The organism is Marinicella meishanensis (assembly GCF_019931145.1).
GTDB classification, from domain to species: Bacteria; Pseudomonadota; Gammaproteobacteria; order Xanthomonadales; family Marinicellaceae; genus Marinicella; species Marinicella meishanensis.
Map to the genome: position 1 here is coordinate 57,910 of NZ_JAIOUV010000007.1, position 24,320 is coordinate 82,229.

Sequence of the window (24,320 nt, forward strand, 5' to 3'; positions counted from 1 at the left end):
GCCCTACGGGTTGCATGAAAAAGTTTTCCCGAAACTTTTTTCACGTCAGCCCAAAGGGGCAAATACATGGATGTATTTGATAATCCCTCTCTGACATTTCACAAACTTCCCACCATTAAGCCATTCCAATCACATGAAAAAAACGTTACAATCCACCACCCACGCGGTGAGGTGTCTGAGTGGTTGAAGGAGCTCGCCTGGAAAGCGGGTATACGTTAATAGCGTATCGAGGGTTCGAATCCCTCTCTCACCGCCAATATTTGCATGCCGCTGGCATACAAATATTGGCAGTTCGATCGGGTGCCGAACCCGAGCTGGTTCGAAAAAAATGACAGGATCATTTTTTGACGCCGAAGGCGCCCGCAGGTTCAAATGCAGGACGCATTTGATCAATCCCTCCCCCAACAATTCTCACTCGCCAAACATCATCTATTTGCCGCTGGCATACAAATATTGGCAGTTCGATCGGGTGCCGAACCCGAGCTGGTTCGAAAAAAATGACAGGATCATTTTTTGACGCCGAAGGCGCCCGCAGGTTCAAATGCAGGACGCATTTGATCAATCCCTCCCCCAACAATTCTCACTCGCCAAACATCATCTATTTGCCGCTGGCATACAAATATTGGCAGTTCGATCGGGTGCCGAACCCGAGCTGGTTCGAAAAAGATGACAGGATCATTTTTTGACGCCGAAGGCGCCCGCAGGGTCAAATGCAGGACGCATTTGATCAATCCCTCCCCCAACAATTCTCACCCGCCAAACATCATCTATTTGCCGCTGGCATTGATACATCAGTGCATTTTTGGGCAGCTCGAACAGCCGCCAATCATCTATGTTAAGCCACAAAAAAAACCCGCCAAAGCGGGTTTTTTTATGCTCACATGGTTACTTCTATATACCCTTGACCAAATTGCCCAATGCCAATAAGGCAAAACCGGCGACCAAGACCCAGTATTCATAACCCGAGACCACCGGGATGGCGGTGACTTTGGCTGATACGATTGACAAAATGGCCAGGATGACTGCAATCAAAAAGACCACTTGTTTGGGTGCACTTAAACTCATGTTCACTCCTCTTTTTTTGGTTTGACTTCGACGTTTTTTTTGGTTTGAGATCAAATCCACCCTGGATCATGGCAAAAAATACTTGAGATTGCAAGCCATCTTTCAGTCTGGACCTGCCCCGATGATGGTTTGATAGTCAGGCATGTCCAGCAATTGTTGTTGGGGTATCGAGTTGAATTGATCTTGCAAAAAATGCACGGATTTCAAAATTTTGAAGGCATCAAACCACTCATGCACGAATTGTTGCCAACGTTGATTGGTTTTGGCTTGTGAGTGGTTTTTGGGCAACAATTGGCCCAATTGCCAGTATTGATTGAGGCCGTGGTCATCAGTTGGCAGTTGTTGGGATTCAAAATAATCCAACAGTTCTTGGCGCCATGACTGCAGCACATGAAAAATGTGTGGGTGGTAGTAAAGCACCGATTGATCGCGGGCTGCCGCCTGTTGTAGCCGCTTGATCGCTGGTCCGGTACCAAAGGGCACCCGATCAGACAGCCGGCTGCGAATGCGCACCACCACATCGGCCACATTCAGGACCGCTCCCACCTTGGCCAATTTGTTCAACAAATAAAAATCTTCGCCACCACTGCGACAAGGAAAACCCCTGACTTGCACATAGGCGGTGGCATGGACCACCAACGTGCTGCCCAATGGAATGTAGGCATATTGCGCACCCAGGAACTGCACCCCTTGCCGGTAGTAATGCAGCTTGAAATCATATTGCTGTTGCCAATGTTGCAAGTCAGGATCGTCGCTGTGGTGCTCAAAGGACAGGCTCAAGGCCGCTGCTTGTTGCGCCTGGGCGGCTTGGAAATAGTTGGCTGGCAAACATACGTCGGCATCGGTGCTGTGAATCCATGGTGAGTTGACTCGCCCCATCAACATCAGGCGCAGAGCCGTGTCGGCTGCAATTTTGCGGGCCAGGCCCACTCCTTTACTGGGGTCAAAGGGGTGTTCATTGAAATCCAACAACAACAAATCACAACCAGCCAAACCCAACAACAAATGATGCCCAGCCGCCAATGCATGTTGCCGTTTGGCCTGAGCCAAGCAATGTGCTTTGAGCCGTTGGTTTTGTTGTTGCCACGTGGCGCTTTTGTCATGGTCTTGAGGTCGATTCAGCAACACGATCAACAACACAGACGGGGTTACCTGATGTTGCATCAGGCGCTCTATGAAATCGGGCGCTTCGCCACAAACGGGTACCATCACCACCTGTTGCCACTGGTGTTCCTTGGCCCCTTCAAGGCAGTCCACATCGTGGCCATATTGGCTGAGGTATTGCTTGGCGGCTTGCCGCTGTGTTGGGGTCAATGCACGGCAGCCCGGAACGGCAACTGTTTGACGATTTCGGCTTCGGCATCCAACAATTCATCCAACCGATCCTGGACTTCTTGCTGGCCGTAATATTGATGGGCCAATTTCACAAACAAAGTGTAGTGGCGGTTTTCGGCTTTGGCCAAGCGCAAATAGAAGTCTTTCATTTTGGCATCGTCCAATGACTCACCCAGCAGGTGAAAACGTTCATGCCCGCGCTTTTCCACGATGCTGAATATCAGCAATCGATCCAACAAATAGGTGCGGCCATCCTTCCTGATCAGTTTCAACAAGGCCCGAATGTACGGATCCTTTTCATCATTGGCCTGTTGCAGCCCGCGATCCAGCATGATTTTCATGACTTCTCTGAAATGCGCCATTTCTTCCATCGCCAAATCAATCATGCCACGAATCAAGTCGGGTTTATCGGGATAATGTTGCACCATAGACATGGCCAAGGCCGCGGCTTTGCGCTCACAAGCCGCATGGTCTTGCAAGAAGGCATTGAAATCAGATTTGGCCACATCAACCCATTCGGGGGCGGTTTGCACCCGCAATTCGTATTCCATATCACTCATGCTCAGATCAGTCCCAGCTCCAAAGCTTTCAACACCGCACGGGTGCGGTCTCTGACGCCCAGTTTAGACAAGATATTGGACACGTGGTTTTTCACAGTGCCTTCGGCCACAAAGATGGAATTGGCAATTTCCTTGTTGCTGTAGCCACCGGCCATGAGTCGCAGGATCTCGGTTTCGCGGTTGGTCAATGGTTCCGGGCGTTCAAAACTGACGAACTCATTTTTCAAGCCTTCCACACTCTCTAATATGCGTTCGGTGATTTGTGGGCGCACGATGGTTTTGCCTTCGGCCACTTGTTTGATGCCTTCCACCAACTCTTCCAGTGGCACGTCTTTCAACAGATAACCTTTGGCCCCGGCTTTGACCCCGGCCAAGATCAATTCTTCATCATCAAAGGTGGTCAGAATGATGGTGGGCGGCAATTGATTGAGTTGCGACAACTCATGCAACACATCCAGTCCAGACATGCCGGGCATGCGCATGTCCAACAACACCACATCCGGGTTTAATTTGGGCACCAAATCTATGGCTTCCTGCCCAGATCGGGCTTCGCCAATCACTTCGATGTCATCGGCAATTTCCAACAGGGCTTGAACCCCTTGCCTGACCAAATTTTGGTCGTCTACCAGTAATACTTTAATCATTCGTTGTTATGCCCTCAACTGCCATTAAACGGGAAAAGTCAGGGTGCATTTTAACCCCTTTCCAGACTCATAAACACACTGACCATTCAGTAATTTAACACGTTCGGCCATTCCTGTCATGCCGTTGCCTTTTTTCGACTGACCCAAGCCTATGCCGTCATCCTGCACCACCAAAACCACGCTGTGTTCCGAGCGCGCCAGTTTCACTTTCAAATGGTTGGCTTGGGCGTGCTTCATGGTGTTGGTGATCAATTCTTGTGCACAGCGCAAAATGGTTTGCGCCAGCTTGGGGTCCTCCACCAAAAACTCATCAGGTATTTCTTGAGTCACATTGAGGCGAGGCAAACCCGACAACAACTCTTTGATCGCCAAGCCCAGGTCCAAGGTGCCAGATTGGCGGAATTTCCCCACCACCTCGCGCACATCAGACAACAACAAACGGGCTATCGAATGGGCCTTCTTGACATAGGATTGGGGCTTGCCATCGGTCATGTGAGAGGCCGCCTCCAAATTCAAAGTCAAAGCCGTCAGATGGTGGCCGATCAAATCATGTAATTCCCGCGAAATGCGCAAGCGTTCATTGATCCGGGAACTGTCAGCCAACAGCACCTGCGTGGCTTTCAATTCGGTGTTCAACATGCGCAGTTCTTCCTTGGCGTTTTGTTGGCGAAATGCCACCAAAGAGATGATGAAGGAAAACACCGAAACACCCAGGTAAATAAAGAACAACACATAAGACTGGGTGCGGTCTTCCAATTCACTGCCGATGTAACCAAACTGAAACCCAATCAACAAATTGCACACGGTCAAAAGGATCAGGCTTTGGCGCAGCGGAAACAGCCATGCCAACAACACCGAGATGATCAAAGCATAAAAAATGCCGGTGCCGCTGTCGGTGATGTGGTTGATCACCAACACCAACACGATCAACATCACGATGGACATCCAGGCCTTGAGTTTGAAGCTCATTTGACCGATGTTGTTGGTCACAAACCAAAACACCAGCCCAAACAGCACATGAGATATCAGGTAAACATTGAAGGGGCGATTGAAGCTTTCGTACTGCAGCAACAATGGGATCGACAGGCTGAGCCAGATGATCAGCCCAGCCAGTCGAATTAAGCGGATGTGTGAGTAGCGATAAACCATGCTTTATGCCCTCACTGATTGGTGCTTATTTGATCAAAAATTCGTCGTCACCTATGCGTTCCACCGCCCGGGTGATGGTGGTGTCGCCGACCAACCAAAAATAGGTGCTTCTGGCGCTGGTCAACGGCCGTTCAACCAACACCGTTTGATTCAACACGTACAGGATGTCATCTTCTTTGAGTTGGTCGGCCACGATGCTCAAATCAATGCGTTTGTTGCGGGCGTGTGAACGACGCAGGTCATCCTGATCTTCGATGTTGGTGTCCACCGCAACGAAATTCAGTTCAGTCGGCTCGACCGTGGCTTCGACCACGGCTTCCTGGCGCTCAGCTTTCGGGGTGTCTCCAGCCACAGCTTCAGGGTCTTTTTGGTACTTGCCACTGCCTTTTTCAATCAACTTGTGCTCTGCGGGGTCATAGGCTTCCTGCATCCAGAAGTAGATCACCACACCTTGATTCACAAAGCGTTTGATCAACACCACATCACCTTGGATGTACAAATCATCTTTGCTGGTGATGTTGGCATAACTCATTTCTTTTTCCACCCGTTTGGTGCGGGCGTAGCGCTTGCGCAAGTCTTCTTTGTTTTCTTCGGTGATGGCGGCATCACTCTCCTCTGCTGGCGCAGCTGGGGTGGCGGCCACCACCGGTTCGCTGACGGCTTGTGGGGCCGTTTCACGGACCGCCGGCTCGGGTTGGGCCACTTCAGTTCGGCTCGGTTCATAGGCCGAATCGGTGCTGCCATTGGCTGGCGGCACGGTGATTTGCATGTTGCTGATGCCTTCCAACAAGTCACTGTTGTTGTTTTCGAAACTGGTGTCACCAAAATCCGGTGCTTCCACCTCGGTGTCAATTTCTGGCTTGTCAATGATGACTTGTTTTTGTACCGGTGTGTCACTGCTGGATGACGATGAAATTTTTGCCACCTTGGCGCCTTTCACAGCGGTGATGGCAATGCTTTGGTACAGTGAATCTTTGAAGGTCATTTGCACATCACGCTCGCCGGTGTTGGTCAAACCATTGCGGATGGTGGCATGCCAGTCTTTGGGTGCAGTGACTTTTAACAACCAATTGTTCTTCGTGGCTTGGGCCCCAATTTCAGACATTTTGCTGCTGAAGTTGGGTAATTTGTACTGGTTTTCAGTCATGCCCCATGAAGGCAATTCGGCGGCAACAGTGAAGCTGCACAGCATCAGTACGCTGATCAATGTGTTTTGAATAAATGATTTCATTTTGAGTCCTCGATTCCCCCTGTGGTCAATTTTATCGGATCTAAGATGGCTTTGATTTCAGCCTCTGTCATGTTGGTATTTTCTAAAGTCACGTCCAGCACCGAACGTTTTTCGCGGTAAGCTTGTTTGGCAATTTTGGCCCCCAAGTCATACCCAATCACCGCATTCAATGCCGTCACCAAAATGGGGTTTTTACCCACATTTTCGCTGACCGCATCGTGGTTTACTTTGAAACCTTTGATCGCACTGTGCGCCAATTCGTGGGTCGCGGTGCTTAATATTTCGATGCTCTGTAATGCATTATACGCAATCACGGGTAACATCACGTTAAGTTGAAAGTTACCGGATTGTCCAGCCACTGCAATGGTGGCGTCATTGCCAATCACTTGGGCACAAACCATGGCCATGGCTTCTGGGATCACTGGATTGACTTTGCCGGGCATGATGCTGCTGCCGGGTTGCAGCGACGGCAATTCAATTTCGCCGATACCCGCCAAGGGACCTGAATTCATCCAACGCAAATCATTGGCAATTTTCATCAACGTGGTGGCCAACACTTTAAGCTGTCCAGACAGTTCAGTGATGTTGTCTTGGGCACTGATGCCGTCGAATTTGTTGACCATGGAACTGAATGTCACATCGGTTTCGGCACTGAGTTTGGTCGCAAACAAGGCGCCGAATTTGGGATCGGCATTGATGCCGGTGCCCACTGCAGTGCCGCCTTGAGGCAGTTGCGAAACGCGGGTCAAAGCATCTTGCAATCGTTGGATGTTGGTTTCGACCAAACTGGCCCAAGTGTTCAACTCTTGTGCAAAAGTGACCGGCATGGCATCCATCAAATGGGTGCGACCGGTTTTCACCACATCTTGTAAACTGGCGGCTTTGTCTCGGCACACCGACACAAAGTCCGTCAATGACGGCAGCAATTGGCGGGTCACCGACAACACACAACTCACGGCAATCGCCGTGGGGATCACGTCGTTGGAACTTTGCCCCATATTGACATGGTCATTGGGGTGGATGAACAACGCATCCGTGCTGGCCAGGTGGGAGATGACTTCATTGCAGTTCATATTGGAACTGGTGCCGGAACCGGTTTGGAACACATCGATGGGAAAATGGGCGTCCACCGCACCCGATTGCACCTGTTGTGCCGCCTGGGTGATGGCCTGGCAAATGGCCGGTTCCATGTGCCCCAACTCTTGGTTGGCTTCGGCGGCGGCCGCTTTGATCAAGCCCAAGGCGTTGATGAAAGCCCGCGGCATGGTCAAGCCGCTGATGGGGAAGTTATTAACGGCCCGTTGAGTTTGTGCCCCATACAAGGCATCGGCGGGTACTTGCAGTTCACCCATGCTGTCTTTTTCGGTTCGAAATTCAGTCATCGTGTCCGTGGTTAAAAAAAGAGCCGAAATTATACGCGTAAATGGGGTCCGATTGAATAGGTAAATGGGCCTGTTCGCTGCAGGAAGGGATGTTGGCGAAGAAAATTAACAAAGTTTTACTTCACGGCACAAATGTCTGACATTCGATTGCTTGAGCAACAATTTTTGTCAATCAATGACTCAAAAACTGGACCCAGGTAGTTGCAGGAACGCCAATTCTTCCTGGGTTGATTGGCGGCCCAAAATGGCGTTGCGATGGGGGTAACGACCAAAGCGATCAATAATGGCCTGGTGCTTAAGTTCGAAGTCCAGGTTTGACTCCAAACCTGGTTGGCTGAACATGGCCACCGCTTGCGTATGAATCAAGGCCGATTCACTGTGCATCAACGGCATGTACATGAAGGCCAGCCTGGCCGGTTGGGTCAACAAGGCTTGGTCGGCACCGGTGTCAATGGCCGCCTGAGTCAATGACACTGCCAGGTCATCGTGGGCAAATGCCGCAGCCTGACCACGGAACATGTTCCTTGGGAATTGGTCCAAAACAATGATTTCGGCCAAGCGACCTGGCGGCGTTGCGCGCCATTGATACAATTCATTGCGAATGGCCCGCTGGTACAAATCTGCAAATCGCAGTTCGATCAAGCGATCAAATTCAGGGTCTTTGACCCACCATTGTTTGGCGTCAATTTCTGCAAACCAGAATGACAACACCGCTGACATCTCTTTCACACCCAATCTCCTAACATGTGGTCGATCCATACATTGCCACTAAAAATATAAACCGAACCTTTAAATGTGCCAGGTGGACCACATATGAAAGGCTGGAACTTTTTATCTCACTTTACAATAGGAATTTGCACATGTCATTTGAATTACCCCAATTACCCTATGCCAACAATGCATTGGAACCCCACATTTCTGAGGAAACTTTGAATTATCACCACGGCAAACACCACAACGCCTATGTCAACAACCTCAACAACTTGGTCAAAGACAGTGAATTTGCCGGCTTGTCGTTGGAAGAAATCATCCTGAAATCATCTGGTGGCGTGTTCAACAATGCGGCTCAAATTTGGAACCACACCTTTTACTTCAATGGCTTTTCACCCAACGGTGGTGGTCAACCCAGCGGTGCCTTGGCGGACAAAATCAACGACGCATTTGGCAGCTTTGATGCCTTTGTGGAACAGTTCAACCAATGCGCCATGACCACTTTCGGTTCCGGCTGGGCTTGGTTGGTACAGGATCAATCAGGCGCTTTGCAAATCGTCAGCACCGCCAATGCGGGCAACCCCATGACCGATGGCTTGCACCCTTTGTTGACCTGTGATGTGTGGGAGCATGCTTATTATGTGGACACCCGCAACGACCGTGGCGGCTACTTGAAAAACTTCTGGAACATCGTCAACTGGGACTTTGTGGCCAACAACTTGAAATAAACGCGATTCCATATTCGCCCAAAAAAACCGCAGCTTATTGGCTGCGGTTTTTTTGGGTCAAGACCAAGCCCGATCAATTCACCACGGTGATGCTGGGTTCATCAGAACCTGACTCGTCATTTTGGTCGTCTTTTTTGCGGCGACGGAACAACTTGCGCGCACCAGTCTTGATGTCAATGCCAATGCCATACAGCGATGGCACCATCAACAAGGTCACAAAGAAGGCCATGAACACCCCAAAGGCCAGTGACACCACAATGGGTTGCAAGAAGGCTGCTTGAATTGACCGTTCCAGCATCATCGGCATCAAGCCCACAATGGTCGTCACCGAAGTCAGCAGAATCGGTCTGAAGCGCAACACCCCGGCTTCCACGATGGCTTCTTTCGCATCCATGCCCTTTTCCCTGAGCTTGTTGCAATAATCCATCAACACCAGGTTGTCGTTGACCACCACCCCAGCAGCAGCGGCGATGCCAAAGTAGGAGAAGATGGCCATGGTCATGTCCAAAGCCGCGTGACCGACGACGGCGCCCACGAATGCAAATGGGATGGCGATCAGGATCAATATGGGTTGCGAGTAACTCTTGAACGCCACTGCCAACAAGGTGTACATGGCAAAGAATGCCATGAAATACAAACCCATCACTTCTTTGATGAAACGGGCCTCACCTTCAGCCTGGCCCACCGAGCCACGGATGATGCCTGGATACTTGGCTTCCCAGGCTGGGTAGAAATTTTCTTCCAGGTCTTTGTTGATGTCACTCCTGACATCGTCTTTCAAATCCGCACTGATGCGGGCAGCGCGGTTACCATTCCAGCGTTGGATGCTCTTGATGCCAGGGGCATATTCCAGATCAGCCACCGCCATCAAAGGCACTTCACGACCATCGGTGGTGCGCACAAAGAAGTTATTCAAGGATTCAATGGAGCGTCTGGACTCCACCGGATAACGCACTTTGACCCGCACATCTTGTCCGTTTCTGGGCACCCGTTGCACTTCTTCGCCAAAATAAGCTTGTCTCACCTGTCGGTTGATTTCTGCCAACGACAGGCCCAATTTGGTGGCACCTGGCTTCAGGGTCAGGCGAATTTCTTCCGAAGCCCCTTCCAGGTTGTTGCGCACATCATACAAACTTTCATAGGTGCGCAACTGGTCTTCCAGTTCATTGGTGGCCGCCCGCAACACATCCAGGTCGGGGTGTCTGATGGACAGCTCAAAGCCAGGATCATTGTTGCCTTGGGTGTATTGCACCGACACCTCTTTGGCATCCGGCACATCCCCCATCAACTCACGCAAGCGCACCGAGGCGTCTTTGGCCGACATGCTCTGTACCGCTTCAGGTCGCGATTCCGGCGGGGTCAGCTTCACAATGGCGATCACGCTGTCGCGTCTGGAACGGGTGTACCAATTTTCAATCAAGCCGCCTTGACCATCGGTCATTTCGTTGACTTCATCTTCCAATTGTTTTTCGGCCGCTTGCAACTGCGCCAAAATTTCCAGGGCCCGACTGTACGGCGCCCCTTCTGGCAACACCACATTGACGATGATTTCATCGGACTCAATGTCAGGCATGAAACTTTTCTTCACCAAACCATTGCCGAACATGCCAAAACCGATGACCAACAGGCCAATAAAAAAGCTGGTGGTCAAGTAGCGGTTGCGCAAGGCAAACTCACCGATCTTGCGATAGTGGTTATGGGCAAAGTTGATGATGCTTTGCGACACCGCTTTTTGCATGCGACCCAAGCGGTTTTGGTCTTTGCGCGGTTTCATGGTCGACAAGTGAGCCGGCAAAATCAGCAAGGACTCAATCAAGGAGAATGTCAGGGCCAAAATCACCACCCAGGTGATGTGGCGGGTGAACTCACTGGTCGAGCCACCCAAAAACAGCCACGGCATGAAAGCCATGATGGTGGTCAAGACCCCAAAGATCACCGGTTTGGACACCAGCTGGGCGCCGGAGATGGCGGACTTGGTACCACCACCCAGACGGGTTGATTCGGAATGGATGCCTTCACCGACCACGATGGCGTCATCCACCACAATACCCAGCACCAGCAGGAAGGCAAAGGTCGACAACATGTTCAAAGAAACGCCAACCGTTGGCAGGAACACAAAGGCACCGGCATAGGCCGTGGCAATGCCCACAGCCACCCACAGCGCCACCCTGGGGCGCAAGGTCAACATCAAAATGGCCAACACCAGGATCAAGCCCATGAAAGCTGATGAGCCAATGGTTTCCATGCGGCCTTTGAAGTCTTCGGCTTGGTCATTCCACAAAGTCAGTTTGGCACCATGTGGCAAGGTGTCTTGTCGTTCAGCAATCCATTTGCGCACCGATTGTGAAGCGGTCACAATGTCCATGATTTCGGTGGTCATCACCTGAATCAACACCCCAGGTTCACCATTCAAGGTGGCCAAAATCGGGTTGTCTTCAAAGCCGTCAATAACGGTGGCCACATCACCCACCCGAATGACACCACCGTCATTGGTTTCTTTGATGATGATGTTGGCAAAATCGGCTTCGGTGTCGGCTTGGCTGCGAACTTTCAGTTGATAAGTACCGACTTCGGTTCTGACCGTACCGGATGATTGGTTCATCGAAGAATTGCGGATCGCGGTGGCCACATCAGAGAAGGTCAGGCCATACCGTTGCAAGGCGTCTTCACCTACCTCAATGGAAATTTCTTCGTTGCGGGTACCGAACAATTGCACCACCGTGATGGCCGGTAATTGGGCCACCTCACGGCGCAAGGTTTCGGCCAAGCGCTTCAACTCGCGCTCGGTCATGTCACCATGAACGGCGATGCGGATGAATTCATCGCGGTTGACCCATTGCTGCACAATTGGTTGTTCCATGTCAGTGGGGAACGACGAAATCGAATCAACACGGATTTTCACGTCATTCATGAACTGATTGAAATCAACCTGTTGTTCAGCCAGGATGTACACCTGACCTATGCCCTCACGGGATGACGACCGCACCCATTCGATGGCATCCATGTCGCTGACCGATTCTTCGATTCGGGCCACCAACTGTTCTTCCACGTCTTGTGGCGAAGCACCTGGCCAGGCCACGCTGATTTGTAAGCCAGGGAACCTGACTTGTGGATCCATTTCGCGTTCCATTTGGCTGAACTGGATGAAGCCAGCGACAAATATGCCGATCATCACCAAATTCGCAGCCACTGAATTTTTTGCCCACCAGGCTATCAATCGATTCATGCTGTTACCTCGCTCTCTTGTTCTTCACTGGTCTGTGCGCTGTTAAAGTTGAGCCAAAGATTCATTACTGGCGGCCTGGCCTTTGACCATTGGCTCCACCAACATGCCTTGGGCCGCATTGGGTAAGGTGGACACCGCCACCTTTTCACCCACACTCACACCACCGCTGAGCAACACCTGCTCTTTGGAAGTGGAAATCACTTCCACCGAACGGATGTCCAATTTGTTCTCGGCATCCACCACATACACTTTGTCGGCGTTGCGCAAGGCGTCCCGTGGAATCACCATGGCTTGAATGGATTCAACCCCTTCGATGTTGGCCTGGACAAACATGCCAACCGCAAATGGCACCCCGAAATCGGCGCCAGCGCCATAAGGATCTTGCACTTCAGCGATGGCGTATACCAAGCGGGTTTCTTGATCAAATGAGGCATTGATGCGGGTGATTCTGCCTTGCCAGCTGTGTTTGGAGCGGCCCATGTGAGAAGTGAATTCCACCGCAGGGCCAGCACCATTTTCAGCCATGAAACCCATCGGCAAATCCAACTCAGTCAACTGAATATCGGTCAGTGGCAAACGCACTTCAACGGCATCCACGGAAAACACCTTACCCAGCTGGGTTCCAGCGGTGATGTACTGACCCACACCGACCAAGCGGTTGACCACGCGGCCTTTGAATGGCACTTTGATTTCGGTTCGGGCCACATTCAATTGGGCTTCTTTCAAATTGGCTTGGGCCGCCCGCAATTGGGCTTTGGCGTCTTCGACCTGAGGCTTGTTCAAAGCAAATTCGGTCGGTTTGACGTTGCCATTCTTTTGCAGCCAGGTGTCTTTTTTCATTTCGGCATTGGCCAATTCGCGTTCCAGATTGACTTTGGCAGCCGCTACTTCGGCTTCGGCCCGCACCACCGCCACTTTGTAATCGGTGTCGTCGATTTTGATCAAAGTTGACTCAGGCTCAAACTGCGCCCCTTCGGCAAATGAATCAGCAATGCTGACCACGTGGCCAGTAACCCTGGAAATCAAATCAATTTCGGTTTTGGGCCGAACTTCGCCTTGGGTTTCAACATCGGGGGTGATGACTTCGCTTTTCACTTCGTCAACATACAGGGAAATCAGCCGCTGGGTGGGCTCTTTCTTTTCAGGTTCTGGCTTGGCGGCCGCCAACGCTTGGACCACGTAAACACTGATCACCAATACCAAGACAGGTGCAAGAATTTTGACAAATGTTTTCACGACTTTTCCTCTTATTTATGAAGGTTGATTGGCTGAGTAACGCGGGAAGATGGAGATAGTTACAATCAATTCACAAATCAGTACTTTTGGCACATAAGCCGTTTTAACTTGAATTGAAAGACTGATTAACGCCTGCCCACATCGTCTACTATTTATTATTTGAGCATGAACAGTTCGGTTGATTCATGGGCTGTAAGTCACCCATTACCGCATTTTTCGTAGGCCATAAGTCACGGTTTCTCAAGCAACCCTGACCAATGGCCTATCCCCCCGTGACGCAGATGGGTTATAGTGAATAGACCGCAATACCGGAGACACACCATGGCCGCCCCCCAAGACCAAGACAACCGCAACCTGCCAATCAAACTCGACAGCACCAGCAACGGTGAATTTGCCCCCATTCCCTTGGCCCAACCGCAAACCGAAGCCAACTTGTTGGCCCACCAGCAAGCCACCGAGCTGGCCAAAAAGTTGAACCAACCCAGGCGCACTTTCCTCAAATCCAGTTGCGGTGCCGCCGCCACTTTGTTGGCCTTCAACTCGGCATTTGCCCGCCATGGTTTGACCGGAGGCCACTATGCACTGTCTGCCGATGCAGCCACCGAAGGTGACCTGGCTGCCACTGAAGTGGACGGACAAGAATTCATATTTGATGTGCAAGGTCATTTTGTGAACCCCAACGGTGACTGGCTGAAAAAATTACCACCCACTGCCAAACCCCTGTCATTCATGCCCAAATCCCAATGTGATTTGGCTGGCCAAGACGGCAATCGCAGTTATTTGCAATGTTTGGGCAGTGATGAATTCATCAAAGACGTGTTCATGGATTCAGACACCGATCTCATGGTCCTGTCCTTCGTGCCTTCGGCACCTGACAATGAACCCTTGACCATCCAAGAAGCCGATGCCACGCGTCAAATCATTGACCAAATGGAAGGTGATCACCGTTTGTTGTTGCATGGCCGGGTCAACCCAAATCAACCCGGTGATCTGGAAGGCATGGATGCCTTGGCCGAGGAATGGCAAGTGGCGGCATTCAAAACCTACACCCAGTTCGGCCCAAAAGGCATTGGCTACTGGTTGACCGATGACGTCGGTCTGGCGATGATTGAGAAGGCCCAAAAACTGGGCGTCAAAAACATCTGCATTCACAAAGGCATCCCCTTTGGTCCCAAATCGTTTGAGCACAGTTTGTGTGATGACGTGGGCGCAGCGGCCAAACAATTCCCGGATATGAATTTCATCATCTACCATTCGGGCTTTGATCACGGCTTCACCGAACAAGCCTACACCGCCGACAGTGAAAACCGCGGCATCAATTCATTGATCCATTCGGTGCTGAAACACGGTATCAAGCCGGGTGGCAATGTGTATGCAGAACTGGGCAGCACCTGGCGGTTTTTGATGCGAGATCCCAACCAGGCGGCCCATGCCATGGGCAAACTGATCAAGCATTTGGGAGTGGAGAATATCCTGTGGGGCACCGATTCCATTTGGTACGGCTCACCACAAGACCAAATTCAAGCCTTCCGGACGTTCCAAATCTCAGAAGCCTTTCAGGAACAATTCGGGTACGCCCCGATCACCGCCAGTGACCGGGCCAAAATTTTTGGCCTCAATGCCACCAAACCCTACCAAATCAGTGCGGCCGAAGTGGGAAAATTCATCCAACAAGACAAGCTGGCTATGAGCAAACAAAATTATTTGAACCACCCCACCCCGCATTTTCAAACCTATGGGCCCAAAACCCGCCGTGAGTTTTTGAACTTGATGCGCTGGGGATAACAGCCCTTAATCCAGGTGCAGGAATTTGTCCTTTTTGGTTTTCAGGTAAAACTGATTGTGGGGGTTGTGACCGACTTTGATCGGCACCCGGTCGACCACCTGCACACCCTGTGACTCAATGGATTTGATCTTGTCGGGGTTGTTGGTCATCAAGCGCACTTGGGTCACAGCCAAATGCTGGAACACACCGGCCAACATGTCGTAATTGCGGTTGTCTGGGGGGTGGCCCAGTTGCACATTCGCATCGAACGTATCCAGCCCTTGATCTTGTAGGTGATAGGCTTTGATTTTTTCAGTCAAGCCAATGCCCCGCCCTTCTTGCCGCAAATAAATGATCATGCCCTGTTGGGCCTGAGCGATTTGTTCCATGGCATAGGCCAATTGCGGACCACAATCACAGCGCAGACTGAACAAGCCGTCACCGGTCAGGCATTCCGAATGGACCCGGGTCAACACCACATCATCAGTGCCAAGCGTGCCGTGGGTCAACACCAAGTGTTCTTGCCCTTGGTGTTCAAACACATGCACCACGAACTCACCATAGGCGGTGGGCAGTTGGGCTTGGGTGATGAATTCGATGGCTTCACTCATCCGACGTGATCCGAAATTTCTTTGCGCAGGCGCAGCAAGGCCACGGCGGCCTGGGCCGCTTCTTTGCCTTTGTTTTCTTTGCCCAAGGACTCATCAACACTGGACCGGGCCAGGGCCTGTTTTTCATTCTCTACCGTGATGATGCCATTGCCAATGGGGATGTTGTGGGCCAATGACACGTTCATGATGCCACGGGCACTTTGTTCACACACGTGATCAAAATGGGCCGTTTCACCTCGAATCACCGCCCCCAGGGCCACGATGGCCACATATTGGTTGGTTTGGGCCAGGTATTGGCAAGCCAATGGCACTTCCAGCGCTCCCGGCACATCATACCGTTCGTATTCGATGTTTTGTTGGTTCAAATAGTTGACCGCGCCTTGAAACAAACCGTCATTGATGTGGCGGTAAAACGGGGCGGTGATGATGGCTACTTTCATGTGTGTTCCTGTGCTCGCACGGTGCGGTTATTTTTTGTAATCGATGAATTCCGTGATTTCCAAGCCAAACCCCGACAATGCCGGGAAGCGGATCTCAGGGCTCATCAACTGCATTTTGCCGACATTCAAGGCCTTCAAAATTTGTGAGCCGATGCCGACATTCTGATAAGCGTAGGTGCCTTTGTTTTTGCGCTTACCGGCTTCTTCGATGTCGGTGGGTACCGATTCATTGGCGTTCAACACCACCATCACCCCGCTGCCATGCTGGGCAATGGTTTGCATGGCCCGTTGGGCCGTCCAGTAGTTGTCTGCCGAATCCAAGCCACGCAATTCTCGGAAAAAGTGGCCATACTGGACCCGCACTGGTACCGATTTTTCGGGTTGCAATTCACCCAGGTAAAAAGCCAAATGCTCGGTGTCGGTGATGCGGTCGGTGAATTTCTTGACTTGAAACTCTCCCCATTGGGTGTCAAAGCTGAACTCGTCTACCACCGAGACGGTGGTCTCGTTCATCATGCGGTATTCAATCAAGTCCGCAATGGTACCGATTTTCAGGTCATGTTGTTGTGAAAATTCGATCAAGTCTTCACGCCTGGCCATGCTGCCATCGTCATTCATGATTTCCACGATCACCGCCGCGGGTGTGCGGCCTGCCAATTGCGCGATGTCACAACCGGCCTCGGTGTGACCGGCGCGAGACAACACCCCGCCTTGTTGTGCCATCAGCGGGAATATGTGTCCGGGCATCACCAGATCACTGGGTTTGGCATCCACTTGCACGGCATCGATGATGGTTTTGTAGCGGTCATAGGCCGAAATGCCGGTGGTGATGCCTTCAGCGGCATCGATGGAGACGGTGAAATTGGTCGCCAATTGGGCGGTGTTGTGATCCACCATCAACGGCAATTGCAGTCGCTGGCACTGTTCTGGCATCAAAGTCAGACACAACAGGCCGCGGGCGTGTTTGGCCATGAAATTGACCACTTCCGGGGTGATGGCATTGGCGGCAATCACCAAATCACCTTCATTTTCACGGTCTTCATCATCCATCAGGATGACCATTTTGCCGGCTTTGATGTCGGCAATCAGTTCTTCAGTGCTGTTCAAAGCAATTGGTTGGTTTTGTTGGGCTATTTTCATGATGGCATGGTTCAGGATGGTTGCAGGATTTGGGCGAATTGGGGTTGCAGCATTTTCGCCACATAACGGGCAATGGTGTCAACTTCGATGTTGACCGCGTCACCGGGTTCAAGCCCGCCCAAGTTGGTGTGGCTCATGGTGTGGGGCACCAAATTGACCGTCAGCACTTGATCATCGATGGTGTTGACAGTGAGGCTGACGCCGTTGATGGTGATCGACCCCTTGGTCACCACATAGGGTGTTAAAGCGGCGGGAATTTCAAATTCAAACACTTCAGAACGGGCGCTGGGAGTGCGGCTCAGACATTGGCCTATGGCATCCACATGCCCCGAAACCAAATGCCCACCCAGCTGGTCTTCCAAAGTCATGGCCGGCTCCAAATTCAAGTGGGAACCTGGCTGCCAGTGAGACACGGTGGTTTTATTGACCGTTTCCACCGACACGTCCACCGCCACGGCATCACCTTCGATGGCAGTGACGGTCAAACACACCCCATCCATGGCGATGGAATCGCCCAGTTTGATGCGTTCTGGTTGGCTGAAATGGGTTTTGATCTGGAACCACAAGTCGCCTGATTTTTCTTGCCGATCAAGCACTTGGCCCAGTGATTGTATGATGCCTGTGAACATTACTTGTGTTTGATCAACGCCTGTGTGCGCCAATCGAGTCCCAATGAGGTTGTGGAGATCACTTGAATATGGTGGCGGTCGGCCATTTCTTCAATGTTTAATTTCAGCAATGGACGACCACTTGAACCCATCAACACCGGCGCGGTGTAAATCAACAGTTCATCCAATAATTGCTGTTGCAACATGGCACCGGCCAGGGTGGCACCGGCTTCCACCAGCACCTCATTGATTTCCAAGTGGCCCAAATGGGCCAGCAATTGTGACAGATCGACCCGGCCATCGATGGCAGGCATCACTTGAACATCGACCCCCAACTGCTTGAATTGTTTGACTTTATCACAGTCTTCTTGCGCCACCACCAGCATCACTTGGCCGGGTGGTTGCAGGATTTTGGCAGTCAAGGGCAGGCGCATCTGACTGTCCACCACCACCCTCAGGGGTTGATTCGGCTGGTCGATCAACCATTTGCGGTGTTTTTTGCGCAAATCTTCTGGGCGAAAATCCAATCGACAATCGTCTTGTAACACCGTTTCAATACCGGTGATGATGGCCCCACTGCGCCCGCGCCAATATTGACCATCGGCCCGGGCCGGCTCGCCGGTGATCCAAAAACTCTCGCCACTGGCCATGGCCGTGCGGCCATCAATGGATTGGGCCAATTTGCAGCGCACCCAGGGCAAACCGGTTTGCATGCGGTGAAAAAACCCCCGATTCGAGGCTTGACCTCGTTTGGCCAAGACCCCCTTGATCACTTCGATGCCGGCCGCTTGCAGTTTGTCATAGCCGCCGCCAGCCACCAGGGGATTGGGATCATCATTGCACACCACCACCCGTTTGATCCCAGCTTGAATCAAGGCATCGGCACACGGCGGGTTGCGTCCCTGATGGCTGCAAGGCTCCAGGGTCACATAAGCGGTGGCGCCAGCGGCTTGTTCACCAGCCTGCTGCAAAGCCAAGGCTTCGGCGTGGGGTTCTCCCACCCGCTGGTGAAAGGCTTGGGCCACAATTTGGTCGCCTTTAACCAAGACACAGCCCACCCGCGGATTGGCGCCGGTGGTGAACAGACCTTTGGCAGCCAACTTGAGGGCTTTTTTCATGTATTTGCGGTGCCGACTCTTGTGCTTCATGGGTGGGTCAAAGATAATGACTGCTTTTAAACAAACGCACATTTTACCAGCCTGTCCGCAGGCCTGCGAGTCAAAAACCCATGAACCCAGTCAATTACCGCCACATCATCGCCCAAGCCTTGTTGGAAGACATCCAAACCGGTGATTTAACCAGTGAAGCCATTTTCCCAGCCAGTCAACTCTGCACTGCCCAGTTGATCGCCAAACAAGCCGGGGTCATCGCCGGACTGGAGGTGTTCAAAGAGACCTTTTTGTTGTTCGATTCATCGGTCCATGTACAATTGAACTTCAAAGATGGCGAACGCTGTGAAAACCGCGCCGTGGTGGCCGCAATCGAAGGTCCGGTGTTGTCTGTCCTGGGGGCCGAGCGGGTGGCGCTGAACCTGTTACAACGGATGAGTGGCATCGCCACTTTGACCAATCAATTTGTGCAAAAAGCGCAAGGCAAATGCAAAATCCTCGACACCCGCAAAACCGCCCCCAACCTCAGGGTGCTGGACAAATGGGCGGTTGTGTTGGGCGGCGGCATGAACCACCGCCATGGTTTGTATGACATGGCCATGCTCAAAGAAAACCACATCAAGGCGGCCGGCGGCATCACCCAGGCGGTGAATAAGCTGCTGGAATACGACAACCACCAACGGCCCATCGAGGTGGAGGTGACCAATTTGGACGAGTTGCGCGAAGCCCTGACCTGTCCGGTGGACCGCATCATGCTGGATAACATGGACAACGAAACCATGGCCGAAGCGGTGCGCATCACGGCGGATAAAATCGACCTGGAAGCTTCCGGCAACGTCAACCTGGAAACCATTGAAGGCATTTCCTTGACCGGTGTGGATTTCGTCTCGATTGGCGCCCTGACCCACTCGGTGAAAGCCATGGATTACAGCTTGTTGGTGGTGTAAGCGGAGTCCCATGATGCAACAACCGAACCTGAACATCGCCTTGTCCCAATTGAACGTCAAAGTCGGAGACCTGGCCGGCAATCGGCGCTTGATCCTCGATGCCATCCAAGAAGCCAACAACCAAGGCGTGCACCTGCTGGTGTTCACCGAATTGGCCGTTTGTGGCTATCCACCCGAAGATTTGCTGTTCCACCAACAATTCCTCGATGATTGTTATGCGTCGATCAAGACCATTGCCGAACAGGTGGGCGACCTGGCGGTGGTCATTGGCTTTCCCAGGAACCACCCCAATGAACCGGAGTTGTTACACAATTCGGCGGCTTTGATGCAGGATGGCGAGATCAAAATGATCTACGACAAACACAAGCTGCCCAATTATTTGGTGTTTGATGAGAAACGTTACTTCACCCCCGGCAGTCATGACGGCATCGCCGAACTCACCCTCAATGGACAACGGCTGCGCATCGGCATCACCATCTGTGAAGACATTTGGTATGACGCCGAACCGGTGGCCCACCAAGCGGAACAAGGGGTGGACCTGTTGGTCAATATTTCAGCATCACCCTACGCCGCCGGCAAGATCGGCAGCCGCATCGATATGCTGCAATGGCGCGCCAAAACCTTTGCCACGCCTTTGGTGTACTGTAATTTGGTCGGTGGCCAAGATGAATTGATATTTGATGGCACCAGTTGTGCCTTGGATGCGGCCGGTGAGCTGGTCTTGTTGGCGCCTTCCTTTGAGGCCGCTTTCAGCACCGTCAATTTCGCCCACAGCCAGGGGCCGGTTGCCGAACCAGAAACGCCATTGGCTGAACTGTACGATGCTTTGGTGACCTGTACCCGGGACTATTTTCAGAAAAACGGCTTCACCCAGGCGGTACTCGGCCTGTCAGGCGGTATTGACTCGGCCTTGACCGCGGTGATCGCAGCCGATGCCATCGGTGCCGAAAATGTCACCGGCGTGCTGATGCCCTCGAAATACTCGTCGGATCATTCGGTGACCGACGCCCAACTGTTGGCCGACACCCTGGGCATCCACAGCCAATTGGTGCCCATCAAGCCCATGCACAACGCGTTCCATGAATTTTTGGAACCGCTGTTCAATGACTTGTATGACGATTACTTTCACCGCCAGACCGACGAAAACATCCAAGCCCGGATTCGCGGCGTGCTGTTGATGGCTTTTTCCAACAACAACAACGCCATCTTGCTGTGCACCAGCAACAAAAGTGAAACGGCTGTGGGCTACACCACCCTGTATGGCGACATGGCCGGTGGCTTTGCCCCGATCAAAGACCTGTTCAAATTACAGGTCTATGCCTTGTGTGAATACCGCAACGGCATCGATCCCGCCGGACCGGTGATCCCAGCCAACACCCTCAGCAAACCACCCTCGGCCGAATTGCGCCCTGATCAAAAGGATTCCGATTCCTTGCCTGAATACGCGGTGTTGGACGGCATCCTGGAAGCCTATTTGCATCGCCACAAAGACGCCGCACAGATTGCCAAAGCCATGAATCAGGACCTTGATTTGGTGATCAAGGTGCTGAAAATGGTGGACCGCAATGAATACAAACGGCAACAAGCGGCACCCGGACCGCGGGTGACGCAGATGGCTTTTGGCAAAGACCGACGGATGCCAATCACCAATGGCTTCAGGCACGATGCCAGCGACTGAAGGTCACACCCTGGTCTTTGGCCTCACCGCCGATCCCATCCATCGGGGGCATGAACAGGTCATCCACAACAGCTTCGCCTTTGCCCAGTCCCAAGGCTTACCGATCCAGCGGTTTTTGATGGTGCCCACCTACCAACCCAATTTGATTGCCGGTAAACAACTGCCCCGCACCGCATTCAACCACCGCCTTGCCATGTGTGAGCTGGTCGCCAAAGCAATGAGAAAACAGTTTAAATATCCTGTTTATATCACTGATACTGAAAAGAAATTATTTATTAAAAATGGCCAAAAAAGCTACAGCATCGACACCTTGGCGGCGATTGATGCCCCGGCCAAGCTGTTTGTGCTCAGCGCCGACCATTTTGCCGGTCGTTGGCCCAAATTCAGAAAATGGCATCGCTGGCAGGAACTGGTCCAAACCAATGGCCTGCTGATCCACCAACGCCCCGGCCATGGCCTCAATGCCACTTTCATCCAACAACTGCAAGCCATCAACCCCCATGTGTACGTGGTCAAAGACCTGCCAGCCATTGACGTGTCCTCCACCCAAATCAGACACACCGGACCGGCCATGGCCTGGCAGCAAGCATGGATCTCCGAACCAGTTCACCAGTACATCCTAACGCATAAGCTCTACCCATAAACGGAACCCAAAGCCCCGCAACGAGTCTATCCCTATTCTCAATCCACGGAATGGACTCATGAAAACAATCGTAGTATTAATCACAACCATAACACTGCTGGTGGTGATCATCAGTCAGTCATTCAACCACGTCACCACCGGCTCTCGAACCAAAGCCACCTTCAAGGAAAATGAGATCTTGCTGAAAAGAATGGCCATGGCCGCAAAGGCGCACTTGCACGACACCGGCCAATGGCCAAAACACCTTTCAGATTTGGTGCAAGCAACCACCAATGTCAATTGGCAGGGCCCTTATATCAAGGCCAAAGATTTGCTCGATCCCTGGGGCCTGCCTTATGCCTTTCAAGCCGACCCACAAAACAACTCAATCACTGTATGCACCCTGGGTTCTGATCAACAACCTGGTGGTGATTCTCTGGCCAGCGATGTCACCTTGCTGATGTAGGATGCCATAATGGAATACCATTATGATCGATTGTGTTTGCCTGAACCCACACAATGAAATTAATTGATACAGCAGTTTATTTCATCCTCGCAGTGGCATTGTTGCTGGCATGGCTGAATGCCACCGAGCGTAAATGTGCGAACAAACAAATCCAGAGTAAAGTTGAGATGCACCAACTGATTCATGCCATTGAATTGTACAAAACCGATACTGGCCATGACCCCACGAAGCTCATAGACTTGTCTGTCAATCCGCCCGTGCCAGGGTGGCTTGGCCCATACATATCTGAGAAGGAACTGGTGGACCCCTGGGGGCATGCATACCGGTATGTGCCCATACTTCAATCAGGCCAGATCATTTTGTACCACCTGGGTGCTGATGGCGAGGTCGGTGGGGACGGCGCTTTGCGCGATGGTTTTTTACTGCATTCCCCTGAAGGGACCCATGAATACATTGAGCCTTCAGTGATGCGTTGATTTCAGTCGAACATAGACCAGTACCCACACCCTGTTCAACCCAACCTCTACCATCAGACAAAAATGGGCCAAATGTCATATGTTTTATTCACGAAAGTCATAGTATAAAGTTCCCCGTGTTGATGCACCATGCCACTTGGCACCATGGGGCCTTGCTATCAGAGGCCACCATACCCCTTTGCCAGGTGGCACAACCAACCATTAATAACCGCATCACACATCACATTCATTAACAGAGGAGTAATCATGAATAAAAAATTTCTTACCCTGGCAGCACTGGGGGTCATCAGCCACAGCCTCGCTGCCGAACCGGTCACCATGCGCTCAGGCGTGTTGGTCGATGACCAGCAACAGCAAGCTTTGATCATGTTGCCCGAAGGCGGCATTGCAGCGCTGGACCTGAAGACCGGTACCACCAATTGGCGCACAGCCGCATCAGACAAGCCCATTGTGCTGAACGGCAATCAATTGTTGAGCCAAAAACAACACCAACAAAAAGGCAGCCTGTCACTGGTTTATCACGACACCAGCAATGGCCAAGTGTTGAACAGCACCGCTGTGGAATTACCCAGTGAGGTGATGGCCTCGGTGGTGGACGGTGCCGGTCATCAATTCAAATTGGAGCAAAGCACTCAGCAAGCCACGCAATTACACTGGAGTTATTCGGGTGGCACCGCCCAAGGCATGTCCCCAGATGTTTTGGAGCTGGGCAGTCAAAGAACCCCTGCCAGTACCAACAACAATCGCCAAAGCGGCGTCATTAATCTCAATATCACGGATTTGAGCATTGTTTCAGCCGCTCCCGCTGCCTTGGCACCGGTGGCAGCCCAAACAGAACAGGCCGTGCTGGCAGATAAAACCGGTCGGCAGTTTGTCTCACCAAAAGGACAATTTGTGTTGATCAGTGAACGCCTACCCAGCAACCAAGCCATCAAATACCGCTGGACCATTTACACCGCCAGCGGACAACAGCTGGGACAACTGACGGCACCCATGTCTTATGCGCCATTTACGGTGGTGGGAGACTTGCTGTTGTACATGACACCGGCCACAGGCCAGCTCAGCAATGGGGCCTTGATCAAGAACCCACCGCTGCTGAAAGCGCACAGCTTATCCAAACAACAACCGGTTTGGGAACACCCCGTGCGAGACCTCAAGTATTTTGGCCAAATGCCCATTTAACCCACCACA

23 protein-coding genes and 1 tRNA gene are annotated in these 24,320 nt (G+C 51.9%); 9 read left to right on the top strand and 15 right to left on the bottom strand.

Going from position 1 to position 24,320, the window contains the following annotated elements; all coding sequences use genetic code 11:
• The first annotated feature begins 165 nt into the window (after nucleotides 1-165).
• Nucleotides 166-256: transfer RNA gene (locus tag K7G70_RS12625), tRNA-Ser, on the top strand.
• A 635-nt stretch (nucleotides 257-891) separates the two neighbouring features.
• Here K7G70_RS12625 and K7G70_RS12630 read toward each other — a convergent pair.
• The 8 genes from K7G70_RS12630 to K7G70_RS12665 all read right to left on the bottom strand — a co-directional run bounded on the left by K7G70_RS12630 (nucleotide 892) and on the right by K7G70_RS12665 (nucleotide 8,086).
• The gene (locus K7G70_RS12630; protein WP_223789016.1) at nucleotides 892-1,065 is read right to left on the bottom strand and encodes a hypothetical protein; all 174 of its coding nucleotides are present in this window, start codon (nucleotides 1,063-1,065) and stop codon (nucleotides 892-894) included.
• 102 nt (nucleotides 1,066-1,167) lie between these two features.
• Nucleotides 1,168-2,379 (bottom strand): hypothetical protein, encoded by a 1,212-nt coding sequence (locus K7G70_RS12635; RefSeq protein ID WP_223789017.1) that lies wholly within the window; start codon nucleotides 2,377-2,379, stop codon nucleotides 1,168-1,170.
• Nucleotides 2,376-2,960 (bottom strand): MiaE family protein, encoded by a 585-nt coding sequence (locus K7G70_RS12640; RefSeq protein ID WP_223789018.1) that lies wholly within the window; start codon nucleotides 2,958-2,960, stop codon nucleotides 2,376-2,378. Before K7G70_RS12640 ends, K7G70_RS12635 begins: the two co-directional genes overlap by 4 nt.
• A gap of 2 nt (nucleotides 2,961-2,962) precedes the next feature.
• The gene (locus tag K7G70_RS12645) at nucleotides 2,963-3,604 is read right to left on the bottom strand and encodes a response regulator (protein WP_223789019.1); all 642 of its coding nucleotides are present in this window, start codon (nucleotides 3,602-3,604) and stop codon (nucleotides 2,963-2,965) included.
• Between the two features lie 24 nt (nucleotides 3,605-3,628).
• A complete protein-coding gene (locus tag K7G70_RS12650) occupies nucleotides 3,629-4,753 on the bottom strand; it encodes a sensor histidine kinase (RefSeq protein WP_223789020.1) in 1,125 nt (374 codons plus the stop codon).
• Between the two features lie 25 nt (nucleotides 4,754-4,778).
• Nucleotides 4,779-5,984: a hypothetical protein gene (locus tag K7G70_RS12655; RefSeq protein ID WP_223789021.1), complete on the bottom strand. Its 1,206-nt coding sequence runs from the start codon at nucleotides 5,982-5,984 to the stop codon at nucleotides 4,779-4,781.
• On the bottom strand, nucleotides 5,981-7,366 hold the full coding sequence (locus K7G70_RS12660) for a class II fumarate hydratase (RefSeq protein ID WP_223789022.1): 1,386 nt from the start codon (nucleotides 7,364-7,366) through the stop codon (nucleotides 5,981-5,983). Before K7G70_RS12660 ends, K7G70_RS12655 begins: the two co-directional genes overlap by 4 nt.
• Before the next feature lie 180 nt (nucleotides 7,367-7,546).
• Nucleotides 7,547-8,086, bottom strand: coding sequence for a DUF924 family protein (locus tag K7G70_RS12665; RefSeq protein ID WP_223789192.1), 540 nt, complete (start codon nucleotides 8,084-8,086; stop codon nucleotides 7,547-7,549).
• A 140-nt stretch (nucleotides 8,087-8,226) separates the two neighbouring features.
• Here K7G70_RS12665 and K7G70_RS12670 point away from each other — a divergent pair, with 140 nt between their 5' ends.
• Entirely contained in the window at nucleotides 8,227-8,805 is a 579-nt protein-coding gene (locus K7G70_RS12670) for a superoxide dismutase (protein WP_223789023.1), read from the top strand.
• Nucleotides 8,806-8,878: 73 nt separating this feature from the next.
• On the opposite strand, the gene K7G70_RS12675 is transcribed toward K7G70_RS12670, so the two are convergent.
• Both K7G70_RS12675 and K7G70_RS12680 read right to left on the bottom strand, forming a co-directional pair.
• Nucleotides 8,879-12,031 (bottom strand): efflux RND transporter permease subunit, encoded by a 3,153-nt coding sequence (locus K7G70_RS12675; RefSeq protein ID WP_223789024.1) that lies wholly within the window; start codon nucleotides 12,029-12,031, stop codon nucleotides 8,879-8,881.
• A gap of 42 nt (nucleotides 12,032-12,073) precedes the next feature.
• Complete coding sequence (locus tag K7G70_RS12680; RefSeq protein ID WP_223789025.1) at nucleotides 12,074-13,267, bottom strand: efflux RND transporter periplasmic adaptor subunit; 1,194 nt, start codon at nucleotides 13,265-13,267, stop codon at nucleotides 12,074-12,076.
• Between the two features lie 321 nt (nucleotides 13,268-13,588).
• Between K7G70_RS12680 and K7G70_RS12685 the strand changes: the two genes are divergently transcribed.
• The gene (locus K7G70_RS12685) at nucleotides 13,589-15,052 is read left to right on the top strand and encodes an amidohydrolase family protein (protein ID WP_223789026.1); all 1,464 of its coding nucleotides are present in this window, start codon (nucleotides 13,589-13,591) and stop codon (nucleotides 15,050-15,052) included.
• Nucleotides 15,053-15,058: 6 nt separating this feature from the next.
• Here the strand turns inward: K7G70_RS12685 and ribA are convergent, their stop codons facing one another.
• The 5 genes from ribA to ribD are packed head-to-tail and all read right to left on the bottom strand — an operon-like array spanning nucleotide 15,059 to nucleotide 18,979.
• Complete coding sequence (ribA, locus tag K7G70_RS12690) at nucleotides 15,059-15,643, bottom strand: GTP cyclohydrolase II (protein ID WP_223789027.1); 585 nt, start codon at nucleotides 15,641-15,643, stop codon at nucleotides 15,059-15,061.
• Nucleotides 15,640-16,083 (bottom strand): 6,7-dimethyl-8-ribityllumazine synthase, encoded by a 444-nt coding sequence (ribH, locus tag K7G70_RS12695; protein WP_223789028.1) that lies wholly within the window; start codon nucleotides 16,081-16,083, stop codon nucleotides 15,640-15,642. Before ribH ends, ribA begins: the two co-directional genes overlap by 4 nt.
• A 27-nt stretch (nucleotides 16,084-16,110) precedes the next feature.
• Complete coding sequence (gene ribB / locus K7G70_RS12700) at nucleotides 16,111-17,223, bottom strand: 3,4-dihydroxy-2-butanone-4-phosphate synthase (protein ID WP_255590041.1); 1,113 nt, start codon at nucleotides 17,221-17,223, stop codon at nucleotides 16,111-16,113.
• Between the two features lie 11 nt (nucleotides 17,224-17,234).
• Nucleotides 17,235-17,852: a riboflavin synthase gene (locus K7G70_RS12705; RefSeq protein WP_223789029.1), complete on the bottom strand. Its 618-nt coding sequence runs from the start codon at nucleotides 17,850-17,852 to the stop codon at nucleotides 17,235-17,237.
• Nucleotides 17,852-18,979, bottom strand: a complete 1,128-nt coding sequence (ribD, locus tag K7G70_RS12710) for a bifunctional diaminohydroxyphosphoribosylaminopyrimidine deaminase/5-amino-6-(5-phosphoribosylamino)uracil reductase RibD (protein ID WP_223789030.1) — start codon at nucleotides 18,977-18,979, stop codon at nucleotides 17,852-17,854. The genes K7G70_RS12705 and ribD overlap by 1 nt, the downstream gene beginning before the upstream one ends.
• An 80-nt stretch (nucleotides 18,980-19,059) precedes the next feature.
• Here ribD and nadC point away from each other — a divergent pair, with 80 nt between their 5' ends.
• The 6 genes from nadC (at nucleotide 19,060) to K7G70_RS12740 (ending at nucleotide 24,311) form a co-directional block, all read left to right on the top strand.
• Nucleotides 19,060-19,887 carry a carboxylating nicotinate-nucleotide diphosphorylase gene (gene nadC, locus K7G70_RS12715; RefSeq protein ID WP_223789031.1) on the top strand — a complete coding sequence of 276 codons (828 nt, stop codon included), beginning with the start codon at nucleotides 19,060-19,062 and terminating at the stop codon, nucleotides 19,885-19,887.
• A gap of 10 nt (nucleotides 19,888-19,897) precedes the next feature.
• Nucleotides 19,898-21,565, top strand: a complete 1,668-nt coding sequence (locus K7G70_RS12720) for an NAD+ synthase (RefSeq protein ID WP_223789032.1) — start codon at nucleotides 19,898-19,900, stop codon at nucleotides 21,563-21,565.
• A complete protein-coding gene (locus tag K7G70_RS12725; RefSeq protein WP_223789033.1) occupies nucleotides 21,552-22,208 on the top strand; it encodes a nicotinate-nicotinamide nucleotide adenylyltransferase in 657 nt (218 codons plus the stop codon). The genes K7G70_RS12720 and K7G70_RS12725 overlap by 14 nt, the downstream gene beginning before the upstream one ends.
• Before the next feature lie 58 nt (nucleotides 22,209-22,266).
• Complete coding sequence (locus K7G70_RS12730) at nucleotides 22,267-22,653, top strand: type II secretion system protein GspG (RefSeq protein ID WP_223789034.1); 387 nt, start codon at nucleotides 22,267-22,269, stop codon at nucleotides 22,651-22,653.
• 53 nt (nucleotides 22,654-22,706) lie between these two features.
• Nucleotides 22,707-23,129, top strand: coding sequence for a type II secretion system protein GspG (locus tag K7G70_RS12735; protein WP_223789035.1), 423 nt, complete (start codon nucleotides 22,707-22,709; stop codon nucleotides 23,127-23,129).
• A gap of 246 nt (nucleotides 23,130-23,375) precedes the next feature.
• Nucleotides 23,376-24,311, top strand: coding sequence for a hypothetical protein (locus K7G70_RS12740; protein WP_223789036.1), 936 nt, complete (start codon nucleotides 23,376-23,378; stop codon nucleotides 24,309-24,311).
• Nucleotides 24,312-24,320 lie beyond the last annotated feature (9 nt).

Excerpts from the sequence above, each read along its gene's own strand:
- K7G70_RS12650 (WP_223789020.1), bottom strand. The coding sequence starts at position 4,753 with ATGGTTTATCGCTACTCACACATCCGCTTAATTCGACTGGCTGGGCTG.
- nadC (WP_223789031.1), top strand. The coding sequence starts at position 19,060 with ATGAACCCAGTCAATTACCGCCACATCATCGCCCAAGCCTTGTTGGAA.
- K7G70_RS12640 (WP_223789018.1), bottom strand. The coding sequence starts at position 2,960 with ATGAGTGATATGGAATACGAATTGCGGGTGCAAACCGCCCCCGAATGG.
- ribA (WP_223789027.1), bottom strand. The coding sequence starts at position 15,643 with ATGAGTGAAGCCATCGAATTCATCACCCAAGCCCAACTGCCCACCGCC.
- ribD (WP_223789030.1), bottom strand. The coding sequence starts at position 18,979 with ATGAAGCACAAGAGTCGGCACCGCAAATACATGAAAAAAGCCCTCAAG.
- K7G70_RS12685 (WP_223789026.1), top strand. The coding sequence starts at position 13,589 with ATGGCCGCCCCCCAAGACCAAGACAACCGCAACCTGCCAATCAAACTC.
- K7G70_RS12655 (WP_223789021.1), bottom strand. The coding sequence starts at position 5,984 with ATGAAATCATTTATTCAAAACACATTGATCAGCGTACTGATGCTGTGC.
- K7G70_RS12740 (WP_223789036.1), top strand. The coding sequence starts at position 23,376 with ATGAATAAAAAATTTCTTACCCTGGCAGCACTGGGGGTCATCAGCCAC.
- K7G70_RS12675 (WP_223789024.1), bottom strand. The coding sequence starts at position 12,031 with ATGAATCGATTGATAGCCTGGTGGGCAAAAAATTCAGTGGCTGCGAAT.
- K7G70_RS12670 (WP_223789023.1), top strand. The coding sequence starts at position 8,227 with ATGTCATTTGAATTACCCCAATTACCCTATGCCAACAATGCATTGGAA.
- K7G70_RS12730 (WP_223789034.1), top strand. The coding sequence starts at position 22,267 with ATGAAAACAATCGTAGTATTAATCACAACCATAACACTGCTGGTGGTG.
- K7G70_RS12705 (WP_223789029.1), bottom strand. The coding sequence starts at position 17,852 with ATGTTCACAGGCATCATACAATCACTGGGCCAAGTGCTTGATCGGCAA.
- K7G70_RS12665 (WP_223789192.1), bottom strand. The coding sequence starts at position 8,086 with ATGTCAGCGGTGTTGTCATTCTGGTTTGCAGAAATTGACGCCAAACAA.
- K7G70_RS12645 (WP_223789019.1), bottom strand. The coding sequence starts at position 3,604 with ATGATTAAAGTATTACTGGTAGACGACCAAAATTTGGTCAGGCAAGGG.
- K7G70_RS12630 (WP_223789016.1), bottom strand. The coding sequence starts at position 1,065 with ATGAGTTTAAGTGCACCCAAACAAGTGGTCTTTTTGATTGCAGTCATC.
- K7G70_RS12720 (WP_223789032.1), top strand. The coding sequence starts at position 19,898 with ATGATGCAACAACCGAACCTGAACATCGCCTTGTCCCAATTGAACGTC.
- ribH (WP_223789028.1), bottom strand. The coding sequence starts at position 16,083 with ATGAAAGTAGCCATCATCACCGCCCCGTTTTACCGCCACATCAATGAC.
- K7G70_RS12660 (WP_223789022.1), bottom strand. The coding sequence starts at position 7,366 with ATGACTGAATTTCGAACCGAAAAAGACAGCATGGGTGAACTGCAAGTA.
- K7G70_RS12725 (WP_223789033.1), top strand. The coding sequence starts at position 21,552 with ATGCCAGCGACTGAAGGTCACACCCTGGTCTTTGGCCTCACCGCCGAT.
- ribB (WP_255590041.1), bottom strand. The coding sequence starts at position 17,223 with ATGAAAATAGCCCAACAAAACCAACCAATTGCTTTGAACAGCACTGAA.
- K7G70_RS12735 (WP_223789035.1), top strand. The coding sequence starts at position 22,707 with ATGAAATTAATTGATACAGCAGTTTATTTCATCCTCGCAGTGGCATTG.